The organism is Aestuariirhabdus litorea, assembly GCF_003864255.1.
GTDB classification, from domain to species: domain Bacteria; phylum Pseudomonadota; class Gammaproteobacteria; order Pseudomonadales; family Aestuariirhabdaceae; genus Aestuariirhabdus; species Aestuariirhabdus litorea.
The window spans coordinates 1,076,040-1,090,781 of record NZ_QWEZ01000002.1 but is presented as its reverse complement, the minus strand read 5'-3'; the positions used below and the strand labels follow the sequence as shown (position 1 = coordinate 1,090,781).

General features: G+C 61.1%; 12 protein-coding genes. 4 read left to right on the top strand and 8 right to left on the bottom strand.

Going from position 1 to position 14,742, the window contains the following annotated elements; translation table 11 throughout:
* Positions 1–42: 42 nt before the first annotated feature.
* Positions 43–1,122, bottom strand: a complete 1,080-nt coding sequence (locus D0544_RS15205) for a polysaccharide deacetylase family protein (RefSeq protein WP_125017629.1) — start codon at positions 1,120–1,122, stop codon at positions 43–45.
* Between the two features lie 131 nt (positions 1,123–1,253).
* Between D0544_RS15205 and D0544_RS15200 the strand changes: the two genes are divergently transcribed.
* On the top strand, positions 1,254–2,564 hold the full coding sequence (locus tag D0544_RS15200; protein ID WP_125017627.1) for a multiheme c-type cytochrome: 1,311 nt from the start codon (positions 1,254–1,256) through the stop codon (positions 2,562–2,564).
* Between the two features lie 103 nt (positions 2,565–2,667).
* Here D0544_RS15200 and D0544_RS15195 read toward each other — a convergent pair whose 3' ends face one another.
* From D0544_RS15195 to tesB, 3 genes are all read right to left on the bottom strand, one after another.
* On the bottom strand, positions 2,668–3,270 hold the full coding sequence (locus D0544_RS15195) for an FMN-dependent NADH-azoreductase (protein ID WP_125017625.1): 603 nt from the start codon (positions 3,268–3,270) through the stop codon (positions 2,668–2,670).
* 116 nt (positions 3,271–3,386) lie between these two features.
* Positions 3,387–4,004 carry an HAD family hydrolase gene (locus tag D0544_RS15190; RefSeq protein ID WP_125017623.1) on the bottom strand — a complete coding sequence of 206 codons (618 nt, stop codon included), beginning with the start codon at positions 4,002–4,004 and terminating at the stop codon, positions 3,387–3,389.
* Between the two features lie 2 nt (positions 4,005–4,006).
* Positions 4,007–4,870 carry an acyl-CoA thioesterase II gene (tesB, locus tag D0544_RS15185; protein ID WP_125017621.1) on the bottom strand — a complete coding sequence of 288 codons (864 nt, stop codon included), beginning with the start codon at positions 4,868–4,870 and terminating at the stop codon, positions 4,007–4,009.
* 302 nt (positions 4,871–5,172) lie between these two features.
* Between tesB and D0544_RS15180 the strand changes: the two genes are divergently transcribed.
* Complete coding sequence (locus D0544_RS15180) at positions 5,173–5,943, top strand: transporter substrate-binding domain-containing protein (RefSeq protein WP_125017619.1); 771 nt, start codon at positions 5,173–5,175, stop codon at positions 5,941–5,943.
* Between the two features lie 9 nt (positions 5,944–5,952).
* Positions 5,953–6,882 carry a LysR substrate-binding domain-containing protein gene (locus D0544_RS15175; RefSeq protein ID WP_125017617.1) on the top strand — a complete coding sequence of 310 codons (930 nt, stop codon included), beginning with the start codon at positions 5,953–5,955 and terminating at the stop codon, positions 6,880–6,882.
* Positions 6,883–6,888: 6 nt separating this feature from the next.
* On the opposite strand, the gene D0544_RS15170 is transcribed toward D0544_RS15175, so the two are convergent.
* The 4 genes from D0544_RS15170 to hrpB all read right to left on the bottom strand — a co-directional run bounded on the left by D0544_RS15170 (position 6,889) and on the right by hrpB (position 13,692).
* The gene (locus D0544_RS15170) at positions 6,889–9,036 is read right to left on the bottom strand and encodes a methyl-accepting chemotaxis protein (RefSeq protein ID WP_164880945.1); all 2,148 of its coding nucleotides are present in this window, start codon (positions 9,034–9,036) and stop codon (positions 6,889–6,891) included.
* A gap of 103 nt (positions 9,037–9,139) precedes the next feature.
* Positions 9,140–10,129: a glutathione S-transferase family protein gene (locus tag D0544_RS15165; protein WP_125017613.1), complete on the bottom strand. Its 990-nt coding sequence runs from the start codon at positions 10,127–10,129 to the stop codon at positions 9,140–9,142.
* A gap of 82 nt (positions 10,130–10,211) precedes the next feature.
* Positions 10,212–11,030: an SDR family oxidoreductase gene (locus D0544_RS15160; RefSeq protein WP_125017611.1), complete on the bottom strand. Its 819-nt coding sequence runs from the start codon at positions 11,028–11,030 to the stop codon at positions 10,212–10,214.
* Between the two features lie 94 nt (positions 11,031–11,124).
* The gene (gene hrpB, locus D0544_RS15155; RefSeq protein ID WP_125017609.1) at positions 11,125–13,692 is read right to left on the bottom strand and encodes an ATP-dependent helicase HrpB; all 2,568 of its coding nucleotides are present in this window, start codon (positions 13,690–13,692) and stop codon (positions 11,125–11,127) included.
* Between the two features lie 283 nt (positions 13,693–13,975).
* On the opposite strand from hrpB, the gene D0544_RS15150 reads away from it, so the two are divergent.
* Complete coding sequence (locus D0544_RS15150; RefSeq protein WP_125017607.1) at positions 13,976–14,698, top strand: OmpW/AlkL family protein; 723 nt, start codon at positions 13,976–13,978, stop codon at positions 14,696–14,698.
* Positions 14,699–14,742: the final 44 nt, after the last annotated feature.

Genomic DNA, 14,742 nt, shown 5'->3' with positions numbered 1-14,742 from the left:
CGAGCAACCCTCCCTTAGCCGAAAGTGGAGGAGAGATCCGGCCTAATCCCAGTACCCGGTACGCAGCCAGGGCTTGGAGTACCAGTAGTAGCGCTGGCCGCGCAGATCCGGGGCGGTACAGTTATAGCGACTGCGCCCGGGCTCCAGGCCTTGCTCTGCCCGCACAGTGACCCGTATACGTTCCTCGCCCCCGACACTGATCCGATCCACCTGAACCGGCATGCGCCCCTGGCCACTGGCAAAACAGGCAAGCTGGTGGTCACGGTAGGCGCCCGGGGCCAGCTGCAGTTCCAGCCGGGGGCGCAGTTCCGCCTCCGGCAACACCATGGAGGCCGGGGTTTCCGCCACCACAGGCAGAGGCAGAGACCAGAGTTTGACCGCCAGGTCATCCACCCCGGCGTAGGCACCCGAGGCGGGAAAGCGTGGCAGGAAGGCAAAATCCGACTGCGTCCCCATGGCACCCGACTGCTGGCCAAAAGCGACGTAGCCCAACGCCTCAACCAGTTCTCTGGCCGCGCTATCGACCTCTCCGTAGGGGTAAGCCAGCAGCCTGGGCTGCTCCCCCAACTCCTGATCGATACGCTGCTGGGCACCCACCACCTCGTCACGCACCCGCTGCAGTCTTTGCGGGTCGCTCTCCCCCGCCTCCAGCCTGGGAATGTGGAGATGAGTGCGGGTATGGTTGCCCACCGTGGCGCCCGCCGCCACCATCTCGCGCAGCTGTGGCCAGGAGAGGCTGAGACGCGCTCCGGCATCGACAAAATCGGTGCTGACGAACACCGTGAAGGGCCAATTACGCTGCTTCAGCAGCGGAAAAGCATTCTCGTAGATCGACAGGTAAGCATCATCAAAGGTGATCGCCACCACCCGGTCGGGAACAGCGTCCCCTTGCTGCAGGGCCGCCACCAGCCGTGGCAACGACCAGACACTAAAACCGTGCCGGTCGATGTAATCGAGTTGTGCGCGGAAATCCTTGAGTCGCGTCGAGGTCACATAGGGGGTGTTGTCGTCGACGTGGTGATACTGCAGCACCACCCCGTGCACGGGCTCCTGTGCGGCCGCAACAGCCGACGCCACCAGCCCCACCACCACTGTCATGGCCCAGCGGGTGATCCACTCCATTTATCACCTCTGATTCGATCATTGTCACCTAAATCTACCACAGCCTCCCGGCTGATGCCCCTATCAACGGATGACAACCCCTAAGGCCAGGACTACACTGCGCGCAATACAGATGACGGATCGATCCCCCCATGACGCAGACACTTCGCCTTGCCCTTACCCTGCTCCTCACCTTGATCGCAAGCAGCAGCCTGGCAGCATCGATCACGCTGGTTTACTCCGGCAATATGGACGGCGAGCTGGAGCCCTGCGGCTGTTCCGAGGCGGGCGATATGGGTGGATTAAAACGCCGGGCCACCGCCCTGGGCGAACTGCGCCAACAGGACAGCGAGCTGGTCGCTATTACGGCCGGCGGCCTGCTGTCGGCACAGATGACCAGCAACAAGATCAAGAACCGCTATATTCTCGCCGCCATCGAACAGCTCAAGTACGATGCAGTGGGGTTACAGTGGACCGACCTGGCCTATGGCTTCGATGCCCTCAAAAGTGCCCAACTCCCCTGGGTGGCCAGTAACTGGGAAGGGGATGAGTTTGCCCCCTCAGTGCTCATCCAGCGATCCCAGGCCCGCTTTCGCTATTTCCAGTGGCTCGACCCCCTCACCTCTCCCTACCGCCAGATGGGCGAAACCAACCGCAAGGTCGAGACCGTCCCCACTGCACTGGCCGAGGCACTGAAGGCGGCCCGCGAGCGGGGCGAAACCACAGTGGTGGGCACCACCCTGAGCAGGCAGCAAGCGCAGCAGACCCTTCCCCTGGCGCTGATCGACCTGCTGCTGATCGAACCCCTCTACGAACAGGTGGGTGAGCCCCAGCAGCTGGGGCAGACCCTGGTGGTCCAACCGGGCTCGCGAGGTATGCGCCTCGGCAGGCTGAGTCTGGAGATCAGCCCCGAGGGGCGCATTCAGCAGTGGCAGCACCAGGTGATCACCCTGCCGCCCAGCGTCCCCGACGCCCCCGAGCTGGCCCAGTGGTACAGCGACTACAACGAAGAGATCAAGCAGTTCTACCAGCAGCGGGTCGAACAGCGGAAAGCGCGCATGGAGGGCACCAGCCCCTTCGTTGGCAATCAGCAGTGCGCTCTCTGTCACCCCCAAAGCGGCAAGACCTGGCAGGGCAGCGAACACGCCAAGGCAATCGCCGACCTGCAGGCGGTGGGAAAATCCTACGACCCGGAGTGCCTGCAGTGCCATACGGTCGGGTTGGGGGTTGAGGGGGGCTACCTCGACCAGTTCACTACCCCGCAGCTGGCCAATGTGCAGTGCGAGAACTGCCACGGTGCCGGGCGCGAGCACGCCGAATCCGCCGGCAAAGTGGCGCTGGCCACCCCCAAACCGGATGAGTCCACCTGCCGCCAGTGCCACAACGCCTCCCACAGCCCGGAGTTTAACTTCTCCACCTACTGGCCCAAAATCCTGCACGGCAAGGAGCCTACGCAACCCTGAAAGGGGTCCTCCCGCGGCTGGCTAGCCAAACACAGCCAGCCAGTAATCCATCACAAAAAAAGGCCACCCGGAGGTGGCCTTTTAACGGCGGGCACCGCTTGAATCAGGCCAGCAGCGCGTTGATCTGGGAATCGGCTCCAGAGACCCCCTCCGAGAAGCTCTCCTCCCCCATATTGAGTCCTTCGGCGTAGACAAAGTGCACATCGGTTATGCCGATAAAGCCCAACACATCCCGCAGATAAGCGCTCTGGGTATCCATAGGGGTGCCCTGGTAGCGTCCACCGCGGGCCGCCAGGATGTAGGCGGTTTTACCTTCCAGCAACCCTTTGGGACCCTGTTCGGTGTAGGTAAATGTCAAACCGGCGCGGGCCACGTGGTCGATCCAGGCCTTGAGGGTGGAGGGAATCCCGAAGTTGTACATCGGTACCCCCAACACCAGCACATCCGCCTCCTGCAGCTCCCGCACCAGGTCGTCGGAGCGCTTGACCAGTGCCTGCTGGGCATCGGTGCGCTGGTCGGCGGGAGTGAAGAAGGCACCCACCATCGCCTCATCCAGATGGGGGATGGGGTCGGTGGCCATATCGCGCTGGACAATCTGGTCCCGGGGATGTTGCAGGCGCCACTGCTGCAGGAAGTTTTCGGTCAGTGCGGTTGAGTTGGCACCCTGACTGCGCAGGCTGCTGTTGATTACCAATAGGTTGGACATATCACCCTCTCTGTTATCCGGTGGAATGGATCATGGCGCTATTCTAAGAGCACACAGAAAAAGCGATAGCGGAAAGAAACGAGCAACTTATTCAAATAATTTGATAGGCACGCGCCTCAGGGCTCAGGGACCCCACCCAGCAGGAATGCATGCAGCTGCGAGAAGTCATCAAAGCGGTGGTCCGCCAGCTCCGCCCACTCAAACAGCCCCCTGAAATCGACGTGTACAGTGGTGACCCCCGCTGAGCGCCCGGCCCTCAGGTCATGCACAAAATCCCCCACCATGACCGACTGCACCGGGGTCGCTCCCACCCGCGCCATCAGTTGACAGATTCCATCGGGAGCGGGCTTGGGGGGAGCACACTCCCGACCCAGTACCGCGTCTGCGGCAAACAGCTCACCCACACCGATCGCCTCAAGTGAGAGAAGGGCATGGTCGCGGGTGTTGCGGGTCAGGACCCCCAGCTCGGCGTTACGCGCCAGCCACCGAAGGCACTCCACAACACCGGGCGCAGCCTCGCTCTGACAGGCCAGCTCGTACTCAATCTGCTGCAGCTGGCGGTGGCGCCGGCGGGACTCCTCCGCCGGCAGCTGGTCGAGGTAAGCGATGATATCCTCCTGGGGGGGCACCCCCAATACCCGTCGGATCGCCGCAAAATCATGGACAGGGCGAGTCAGGGTACCGTCGAGGTCAAACACCCACAGGCGCTTGCGGGAGAGGTGGTCTGGGGACATGGCTACCCCTTTCGGTTCCGAATCAGCCCCTCCTGGATGGTCGAGGCGACCAGCTCTCCCTGCTGGTTGAAATACTGGCCACGCACCAACCCTCGGGCACCACAGGCGCTGGGACTATCGACCACGTAGAGCAGCCAGTCGTCGAAGCGGAAAGGGCGATGGAACCACATGGCATGGTCGATGGTGGCCACCTGCATATGGGGTCGCCAGAAGCTCTCACCGTGGGGGTTGAGCGCAACCGGGAGAAAATCGAAATCCGAGGCGTAGGCCAGCAGGTATTTGTGAATACGCAGGTCATCGGGCATCGCCCCCACGGCTCGACACCAGATAAAGCTCTTGGCCTCCATTACCTTGGGGTCCACCATATTTTGCGGGTTCAGGGGGCGAGCCTCAATGGGCCGCTCGCACACCAGCTTTTCACGCACCGGTTCCGGAATCAGGTGCTCATACTGCCGGTACAGGTCGGTTTTGGTCTGCAGGTTGTCGGGACCCTCCACATCGGGCATCGCCGCCTGGTGGTCGAAGCCCGGCTCATCCACCTGAAAGGAAGCCGACATGAAAAAGATGGGGTTCCCGTTCTGGATCGCCACCACCCGCCGGGTCGTAAAGCTCTTACCATCGCGGATGCAGTCCACCTCATACACAATCGGCTTATGGGTATTACCCGGGCGCAGAAAATAACTGTGGAAGGAGTGGACCGAACGGCTTTCGTCCACCGTCTGCTTGGCAGCCGACAAGGCCTGCCCCATTACCTGCCCGCCAAACACATTGGGGAACCCAAGATCCTGGCTTTGTCCCCGAAACAGGTTTTCCTCTATCTTTTCCAGCTTGAGAAGTTCAAGCAATTCATTCAGCTGCTGGCTCATCAATCTCTCCGCTCTAGGCATGTGTGCACGGGGCGGCTCTGGCGGCCGCTGCTCGCACCTCCCCCATGGATGGCTACCGCAGCAAGCTGCGGCGCATCCGGGCACCGGTCGTTTCGGGGACCCACATAACTACCGCAGAGGGCTCGTCAAGTATAGGCCCTTCCCGCTCAGTCGACCGAACACCACCCGGATACAGGGGCGCCATTGTACGACTCACATCCGCCGAATTCCACGCCAGGCGCTGGTAACTGGTTGAAGGATAGGTATTATCTAATCAATGATCATCCCATGGAGTCCCCCTTTTGAGACGCCCCTACCTCCGTTACCTGCTGCTGCTGACTTTCCTGCTTCCGATCACCCTTCAGGCGGCCGGCTTGAGGGTGGGCACCTCGGGCCAATACCCCCCCTTCAGTCTCCAGCAGGAGGGGAAGCTGAGCGGACTCGAGATCGACCTGGCCCACCAACTGGGTCACTTCCTCGGACAGCCGGTTGAGTTCCGGGTGATGCCCTTCCCCGACCTGATACCCGCACTGGAAAGTGGCAGCATCGACCTGGCCATGTCCGGTATCAGCATTACCCCCGAACGCTCTGCGCGCGTTCTCTTCAGCGCTCCGGTCACCCACACGGGACAGATGGCCATTATCCACCAGCGCAATATCGCGCTGCTGGGGGAGCCTTGGCAGCTGACCCGCAGCGGGCGCCGGATTGGCGTCAAGCGCGGAACCACCGGCGAGCAGCTGGTCACCAACGAATACCCATCGGCCATTATGCTCTCCTTCGATACCATTGATCAGGCGCTGGCGGTGCTGGCCGCCGGCGAGATTGATTATGTGATCCACGATGCCCAGACCAGTTGGATGATTACCCAGGACAGCGCCTTCAATGAACTGATCAGCCTCAACCAGCCACTGACCAAGGAGGCGATCGCCTGGGCAGTCTCCCCCGCATCCCGGCCGCTGCTGGCAAAGCTCAACGGCTTTCTCGAGCAGATTCAGGGCAACGGCGAGCTTGAGCCCCTGCTGCGGCGCTGGCTACCCCTCAGAATCCAGGCTAACCAGACCTCACCCCGCTAGGAGCCGGTCATGGCCAACCCCATTACCATTGAAGCCTTGCAGGTGATCGACGCCATTAATCGTCGTGGTTCTTTCGCCGCCGCGGCCGACGAGTTGTTCAAGGTTCCCTCCGCCATCTCCTACACCGTACAGAAGCTGGAGCAGGATCTGGATGTCACCCTCTTCAACCGAGCGGGTCACCGTGCCGTCCTGACGCCGGCCGGCGAGCTGCTGCTGGAGCGTGGCCGGCAGATTCTGGAGGCCACCGCCGAGCTGGCAGATGCCACTCGCCAGGCCGCCACTGGCTGGGAAACCCGGCTCTCCATCGCGGTAGACTCCATTATTCCCCTTGATCGGGTATTCCCTTTAATTCAAGCCTTTAACCAGCACCAGAGCGGGGTCGAGATACAGCTGCACCACGAAGTGCTGATGGGGTGCTGGGATGCGCTCACCTGCAAGCGTGCCGACCTGGCGATCGGAGCCAGCGCCAGCGCGCGTCCCGGCAAGAGCTTCAACACCCTTCCACTGGGCACCCATGAGTTTATCTTTGTGACCCATCCCGACCACCCCCTGACCGAGGCCTCGCAACCCCTGGCACCGGAGACCATCCGGGAGTACACATCGGTGGTGGTTCGCGACAGCTCCCGACACCTGCCACCGCGCACCCACGGCATCCTCGACCGCCAACAGCGACTGACAGTTCCCGATATCCGCAGCAAGATACTGGCCCAGAAGGAGGGGCTGGGGGTGGGCTACCTGCCCCGGGCCGCGATCCGCAAGGAGCTGGCCAGTGGAGCACTGGTCGAACTCAACACCCGGGATGCCCAACGTCCCAGCCAGATAGAAACCGTCGCCGCCTGGCGCAGCGGCAGCGAAGGCCGCGCCCTCAAATGGTTTATTCGTGCTCTACGCAAAGACAACGCCATCCGTGGCTTTATAAGCGGAAACCCAGAGGGCTAAACGCCACTAGATACGAAACTGCCCCACCAGGGCCTGCTGCTGGTCCGCCAGCCCGGTGAGTTCACCGCTGATGCGCGCCGACTCGCTCGCCTGCTCACTCACATCCTGGGAAGCCATGCGAATCGAGGCCATGTTGCGATTGATCTCCTCCGCGACCGCACTCTGCTGCTCGGCGGCGCTGGCAATCTGCAGGTTCATGTCGTTGATGATGGAGACCGACTGGGTGATCCGTTCCAGCGATGAAACCGCCTGCTGAACCTGCTTGACGCTGACGCCGGCACTGGCGTTACCCGCAGTGATGGCCTCCACCACCTCGCGGGTGCCGGCCTGCAGCTGGCTGATCAACGCCTGAATCTCTTCTGTGGAGTCATGGGTGCGCCGGGCGAGGCTGCGAACCTCATCGGCCACCACCGCAAAACCTCGCCCCTGTTCGCCCGCCCGGGCCGCTTCGATGGCCGCGTTGAGGGCCAACAGGTTGGTCTGTTCAGCAATCCCCTGGATCACCCCCAAAATCTTGTTGATATTGTCGCTATCCGCGGCGAGTCGCTCGACCACCGCCATCGACTGTTCCAGCTCCTGCGCCAGCTTCTCGATGGTCTCGGTGGTCTGGGCCACCACGTGCTTACCCTCGGCCGCGGCTTCATCCGCTTCGCGCGCCGATTCTGCTCCACGGGCCGCGTTTTCCGCCACATCATGGGCGGTGGCGGTCATCTCCTCCGAGGCGGTGGCGACCAGGTCCACCTCTCCAAGTTGCCCCATAACCCCCTGGCTGGTGTGATCCGACACCCTCGCCGCCCGGTCCGCGGTCCCGCGAACCTGCTCCACCGACGTCACCACATCACCAATGATACCCTGGAGCTTATCCATAAAGAGGTTGAAGTTGCGCGACAGCTCCCCCACCTCGTCCTGGCTGGCCACGTCGAGGCGGCGGGTGAGATCCCCCTCCCCACTGGCGATATCTTGCAGTCGCCGCGCGACCCCCTGCAGGGGGCGAACCAGCTGACGGGCGGCCAGCCAGATCAGCAGCAGAGCCAGTGCTGCGATCACCAACGCCACCAGCACGCCCACCAAAGTGCTGTTCTTGCCCCGCTCCACCAGTTTGGTCTCCAGGGCATTGGCACTGGCATAGACCGCCGTCTGGGGCACCTCAATAAAGACCCCCCAATTCTTGTCGGTATGCCCCACCGAAACCGGGCTGAAGGCCTCCACCGAAGTACCATCCTCCGACAGGCGGATCTCCACCCTGCCGGCAGACTGCAAGCCGGAGATTCGCGCAGCGAGGGCGGGCTCGAGGGCGTTTTCGATCTTTATCCCTGCCAACTCCGGTTGCTCATCATAACCCGCCAGAATGCCGCGACTGCCCACAATAATGATGCGACCCTGGCCATCAAACAGCTCCTGGTCCAGCGCCTTGACCAGCTGCGCCACCTCGGTCAACGCAATATCGATACCCAGCACCCCCAACAGTTTCCCATCCTGCAGAAGGGGAACGGAGAGGGAGGTCATAAAGAGCGATTTGCCGTCCACCTCGTCCTCATAAGGCTCCATCACACAAACCGTCTGGGTGCGACGGGAGCATTCGTACCACTCATTCTGGGCATTGCCCTGGTCATCAATGGAGTTATCCGCCAGCATCTCCTCGTCCATCGCCTCGGAGATAACCCCTTTTTCCGGATCCCGAGCCCAGTAGACCGAGATCCGCCCTGTTTCGTTGGCCCCCCGCTCAGCATCTTCGATAAAACTGCTGTCCTGTCCATCGAGGGCATCCTTCTCAAACACCAGGTAGATGCCCAGGAAGTTGGTGTACTGGGTGAGGGCCCTTTGCAACACCAGGTTGATCCCTTCGCGCAGGTCGGTGCTGTCCATGAAGGTATCTTCGGCGGTCTTGCGGAAGGAGAGGAGGTTCGAGGCCAGCATATCGGCGCGGTAATAGGCCTCTTCGAAGCTCTCCTTGACCGCCCGGGCCTGGTTGCTGAGGGTGGCGCGTAACTGGGACTGCACCATCTCATCGCTGACAGCCCTGGACTCCTGATAGACAAACTCGCGGGACTGGTTCGCCGCATGAATGGAGTACCCCATCACCGCTGCGGTGGTCACCAGCAGGCAAAGCCCGGTGGCAATCGTTATCTTCCATTGAATTGACCAGGAGCCCATAGCACCTTCCTCATAACAAAGACGTGAATAAGCCGCCATCACCCTGGCCAGCAGGAAACGGCGCGCCATGCTACAAGATCGGCAACAGTGCGTTTTTCTTTAGCTACAGGCTCTCAAGCCGACCGCGATCATGAGGGGCACTCAGGTCAAACAAAGGACCGACCGGTATCACTCGGGTGGGGTTGATCTGGCCGTGACTGTAGTAGTAGTGCCTTTTTATATGTTGCATATCCACCGTAACGGAGACCCCGGGCCACTGGTAAAGCTCCCTCAGGTAGTGACTCAGGTGAGTATAGTCGGCAATACGCCGCAGGTTGCACTTGAAGTGACCGACATAGACCGCATCAAACCGCACCAGGGTGGTAAATAGACGCCAATCCGCTTCGGTGATCCGCTCCCCCGCCAGATAGCGGTGATCGGCCAGATGCAGCTCCAGCCAGTCCAGCGCACCAAACAGGGCAACCACCGCCTCCTCATAGGCCCGCTGGGTGGTCGCAAACCCCGCCCGGTAGACACCGTTGTTGACCTCTTCATAGATGCGCCGGTTAAGGCGGTCGATGGTCTCTCGCAGGTCGGTCGGGTAGAGGTCGAGTCGATTGCCAGTGAGATCGTCAAACGCACTGTTGAGCATACGGATGATCTCCGAGGACTCGTTGCTGACGATGCGTTCGCGCTCCTTGTCCCAGAGTAGCGGGACGGTTACACGACCACTGTACTGCGGGGTATCCCGGGTATAGAGCTGATGCAGGTAATCGTGACCAAACAGGGTATCGCCGGTCGTGCCTGCCATATCACGGCCAAACGCCCAGCCGTTTTCAAGCATGTCGGGATGCACAACGCTGATACTAATGAGTGATTCCAGCCCCTTCAGCTGACGAAAGATCAAGGTGCGGTGGGCCCAGGGGCAGGCCAGGGAAACATAGAGGTGATAACGTCCCTCCTCCGCCTTGAACCCCCCCTCTCCGGAGGGGCCGGGAGCGCCATCGGCTGTGATCCAGTTACGAAACTGGGCGCCCTCTCGCACAAAGGCGCCATTGCTTTCACCGGTGTCGTACCACTGATCCTGCCACTTGCCATCTACCAGTAATCCCACAATCCAACCTCCTCTGTCATTCCGTGTTTACACTATAGGGGGCTGACGGGGAATTGTTAGCGAAAGCTTTTGAGCAGGCTCTTCAGGATTTTTGATCCCCCACACCGCTGAGACGGGCTGAGACCAGGCGCTCAAACAGCTGGGGAAAGAAGCGATAGAGTAAACGCGAACCGCGCCCCACATTGGAGAGCACCAGCAGTCGCTTGCCTTTCAAGGCCCCCTGGAAAACGTCCTCGGCGACATCCACCGCCGAAGCCACATCGCCGATCCAGGGGAAGGGCTCACCACGGATGGAGCCATCCGCGCGCAGGGCGTTCTTGCGAATATCGGTGGCGGTGAAACCGGGGCAAACCATCATCACCTGAACACCCGATTCCGCCAGCTCCACACGCAGGCAATCGAACAGACCGTGCAGGGCATGCTTGCTGGCACTGTAGCCACTGCGATGCCAGAGGGGGGCAAACCCGGACATACTGCTCATGGCGATGATCATCCCCTTACGCTCCAGCAGCGACGGCAGTGCCGACTTGGTGCAGTAGAGAGAGCCGAAGTAGTTCACCTCCATGACCCGTCGAAACACCTCAAGCTCGGTGTCCACAAAGGCACTGCGGTGAACAATACCGGCGTTATTGATCAGCAGGTCGATACCGCCAAACTGGTCGAGAATTCGATCAAAGGCCTGGGCCACGGCGTCGGGATCGCTGATATCGCACACCAGCCCCAGGGCTTTGGTGTTGTGTTTGACCATCAGCTGGTTACCCAGCGCGTCGAGGGGCTCCTGCTTCAGGTCGAGCATCACAATCCAGGCGCCGGCCTGGGCGAAGCGCAGGCACAGCTGGCGACCGATGCCCGCGGCTGCACCGGTTACAACCACTACCCTGTTCCTGAAACGCGTTTTCATGGAGCTCCGTTCTACGTCATCAATAGAGGTGACCTGCGATCAAGTATTACCCAGCCGGCGATTGCTTTCCAGCACTGCTCCTGCCGGGGCAAGCTTAATCTGCGCCGGCGTTCCCTCCGGCGCCCTTGATATGCTTCTTGGTGCGCGTGGTGGGCTCTGCCTGCAGGGGGTCATCGGGCCAGTAATGCTTGGGGTAACGCCCCTTCATCTCCTTCTTTATCTCGGCATAGCTGCCACGCCAGAACCTCTCAAGATCCTGGGTGACCTGGACGGGGCGCTGGGCAGGCGAAAGCAAACTGAGGGTCAAAGGCTGCTGCCCCCCGGCTAGAGAGGGGTGTGTAGCGCAACCGAACAGCTCCTGCAGGCGGACATTAAGCACCGGTGCCTCAGGGTCACTGTAATCGATCCGCAGGCGAGACCCCGAGGCAACGGTCCAGCGCTCGGGGGCCAGCTGTTGCAGCCGCTGTTGGCCCTCCCAATCCAGCAGAGCCATTAGCATGCGACTGAAATCGAGCCCCTTTAGCTGCTCCAGTCGGGTCTGCCGCTCCAGGTAAGGGAGCAACCACTGCTCCAGGTTCGCCTGCAACCAGTTATCGTCAAGGATGGGAATCGACGTGTCAAAACGGGCGGCAAAGGCAAAACGCTGGCGCAGGGCAAGGCTTTCATCGCTCCAGGGCAGCGCCTCGATACCCCGCTCCCTCACCCCCTGCAACAACGCCCTTTGTATCTCTGCTGCCGAGGGCTCCTGCAAGCGGCGCTGCTGAACCGTCAAAGCACCCAGGGTTTCTCGCTTCTGAGCGACTACCTGTTGCTGGCGCGGGTCCCAGCACACCTCCCTGACGCTGATAATCTGGTCAACAAACTGCTCACGTAACAACGCGGGGTCCAGCTCGCAGGCCAGAAAAATACGAGCATCAATCCTGTTTTTCATTCCTCCCAGCTCGGCCACGACAAGCCAGGAGTGATGGGCCATGGCATCATCGACCGGCAGCGAGGCACCTTTACCATTAGCTAGCCGGTAGCGACCCGGTTCGGCACCACGGCGCTGCGCGATCCGGTCGGGATAGGCCCACCCCAGCAGGCAGGCAACCTGTGAACGATCATAACGGGAAGACTTAACCCTGAACTGGCGTTGCCACTGCCGGGAAAGCTGCCTCGCTCGCTGCAACGCACCATGACGAACACTCATTTTCATAGGTGCCGCCTCCCCCTCCATCACGGAAAGTCGAAGCATAATGTCGGCATCGGGGTAGCCGGAGTGAGCGATCAGCAGGTCCCGCTCACTCAATAAGCCCGCCAGTTGGCAGGCTGCGTAACCTATTCCCTCTCGCTTGGCACGGATCACCATATGCGCCAGTCGCGGATGCATACCCAGCTCCGCCATCGCCCTCCCGTGGGCACTGACCTGCCACTGTCCTCGCGCATCCCGCTGGAGGGCCTGCAGCCCCTCCAGCAGTTCACAGGCAGCCCGGTAGTGGACCGGTGGCGGGCTATCCAACCACAGGTAATCATCGGGCTCCAACTCGCCCCAGGTTGCCAGTTCGAGGGCCAGTGAGGCCAGATCGGCCTCCAGCATCTCCGGCTTGGAGTGGTTCTCCAGCCGCACCCCCTCGCTCCATAAGCGGTAGCAGAGGCCGTCCTCCACCCGACCTGCCCTGCCCGCACGCTGGCTGGCAGAGGCCGCAGAGATTCGCTGGGTATCGAGGCGGGTCATACCCGACACCGGATCGAAGCAGGGGCGTCGCACCAGGCCGCTGTCGACCACAATACGCACCCCTTCGATGGTCAGGCTGGTCTCTGCGATCGGCGTGGCCAACACCAGTTTGCGCTGGCCCGGCACCGAGGGGGCGATGGCCCGCTGCTGTTCCTCAGGGGTCAGCTCCCCGTAGAGGGGGCAGAGTGAGAGGCCGGAAAAATCGGGATTTTCCTGCAGCAGCTTTGACAGGCGCTGGATCTCACCACTACCGGGCAGGAACAGCAAAATATCCCCCCGTTCCTCATTCAGCAGCTGGCGTAACAGGTTGACCAGGGCCGGGTACCACTGCGCCGCCTCCCGCGCCAGTGAGCCAATATCCCGATAGTGCACCGCCACCGGAAACGCCCTTCCACTGCTGGTCAGCAAGCGGGCGTCGTCCAGGCTCTGGCTGATCCGAGCACCATCGAGGGTGGCGGACATCACCACCAACTTGAGCGGGTCCTGGTCCCGGTAGAACTGCTGGACCTGTCGGCACAGCGCCAAACCGAGGTCGGCATTCAGGGAGCGCTCATGAAATTCATCAAAGAGGACGACACCATAGTCCGCCAGCTCCGCATCGCTCTGTAGCTGGCGAATCAAGACCCCTTCGGTCACCACCTCGATACGGGTAGTGGGTCCCACCCGGCGCTCCAGCGAGACCCGGTAGCCAACCCGCTCCCCCACCTGCTCGCCCAGCAGGGACGCCATCCGCTGCGCTGCGGCACGAGCGGCAAGGCGCCGGGGCTCGAGCAGGAGGATTTTACGCCCCTGCAACCAGGGCGCATCCAAAAGCGCCAGGGGGACGGCCGTGGTTTTACCCGCGCCGGGGGGGGCCTGTAACACAAGGTTGTGGCGCTGCTCTAACTCCTGCAACACCTCTGGCAGCAGCGCCGCAACAGGCAGACGGCTAAACGCGTCGGTAATCACGGGGACTCCTGTGTCAACGGCGAGAATGGGTTCGAAAGTGTATCAGCAAAAGAGGCTTGATCCCTTGGATCCGCATAAAAATGGTCTATCATGAAATTCATTTATGGCCTTTGCCGAACACTGCATGAGATATATCACCGAATCCATTCAAGTACCCCCCCATAGCCACCCGCAACAAAGAGCGTTTGTTGAGTTATATCAATACGAGCGTTTTTTAGGGGAGTATAGAATCCACCACAGGACTGTTTTTGGACACACTGAAATCAACACAGGGATCTGAACTATGAAAAAACTGACTCTTCTTACGGCGATTCTTGCGGCCAGCGCGACCCTGTCGGGACAGGCGATGGCTCTGGAGGCGGGGGATATTATTGTTCGTGCCGGCGCCGCCAGCGTAAACCCAAGCGGTGAGGACAGCGATGACCTTTTGCTCAACGGTAGCCCTCTAGCAGGAAACCAGGTTAGCAGCATCGATAGCAATACCCAGCTGGGACTGACCCTCACCTGGATGGTGACCGATCAGGTGGGACTGGGCCTGCTGGCCGCCACCCCCTTTGAGCATGACATTAAGGTTGAAGGGCCCACGATGGCGGCTTTGGGGATTAACAAAGCGGGTAGCACCAAGCACCTTCCACCGACCCTAACCGCGCTCTACCACCCTTTGGGCGGCACCGACTCCAAGTTCCAGCCCTATCTGGGGGCGGGCATCAACTACACCACCTTCTTTGACGAAGAAGCCAGCAGCCAGCTGGAAAACGGCTTAGCAGCCGTCACGACGGTCAATGAAAAGTATGACCTGGACCTGGATGACTCCTGGGGTATGGCCTTCCATGCCGGGGCCGATTACTTTATCACCGACAACCTCGCGGTTAACGCTTCCGTCTGGAAGCTCAATATCCAGACCGAAGCCGAGTTCAAGGGCAAAACCACCGGTACACGGGTCAAAGCCAAGGATGTGGATATCAACCCCTGGGTGTATATGGTCGGTATCGGTTATAAATTCTAACCGGCTACCCACTCCTCTAGAGACATAAAAAAGGGGATGCCCGC

Excerpts from the sequence above, each read along its gene's own strand:
- D0544_RS15150 (WP_125017607.1), top strand. The coding sequence starts at position 13,976 with ATGAAAAAACTGACTCTTCTTACGGCGATTCTTGCGGCCAGCGCGACC.
- D0544_RS15200 (WP_125017627.1), top strand. The coding sequence starts at position 1,254 with ATGACGCAGACACTTCGCCTTGCCCTTACCCTGCTCCTCACCTTGATC.
- D0544_RS15175 (WP_125017617.1), top strand. The coding sequence starts at position 5,953 with ATGGCCAACCCCATTACCATTGAAGCCTTGCAGGTGATCGACGCCATT.
- D0544_RS15205 (WP_125017629.1), bottom strand. The coding sequence starts at position 1,122 with ATGGAGTGGATCACCCGCTGGGCCATGACAGTGGTGGTGGGGCTGGTG.
- tesB (WP_125017621.1), bottom strand. The coding sequence starts at position 4,870 with ATGAGCCAGCAGCTGAATGAATTGCTTGAACTTCTCAAGCTGGAAAAG.
- D0544_RS15195 (WP_125017625.1), bottom strand. The coding sequence starts at position 3,270 with ATGTCCAACCTATTGGTAATCAACAGCAGCCTGCGCAGTCAGGGTGCC.
- D0544_RS15160 (WP_125017611.1), bottom strand. The coding sequence starts at position 11,030 with ATGAAAACGCGTTTCAGGAACAGGGTAGTGGTTGTAACCGGTGCAGCC.
- D0544_RS15170 (WP_164880945.1), bottom strand. The coding sequence starts at position 9,036 with ATGGGCTCCTGGTCAATTCAATGGAAGATAACGATTGCCACCGGGCTT.
- D0544_RS15190 (WP_125017623.1), bottom strand. The coding sequence starts at position 4,004 with ATGTCCCCAGACCACCTCTCCCGCAAGCGCCTGTGGGTGTTTGACCTC.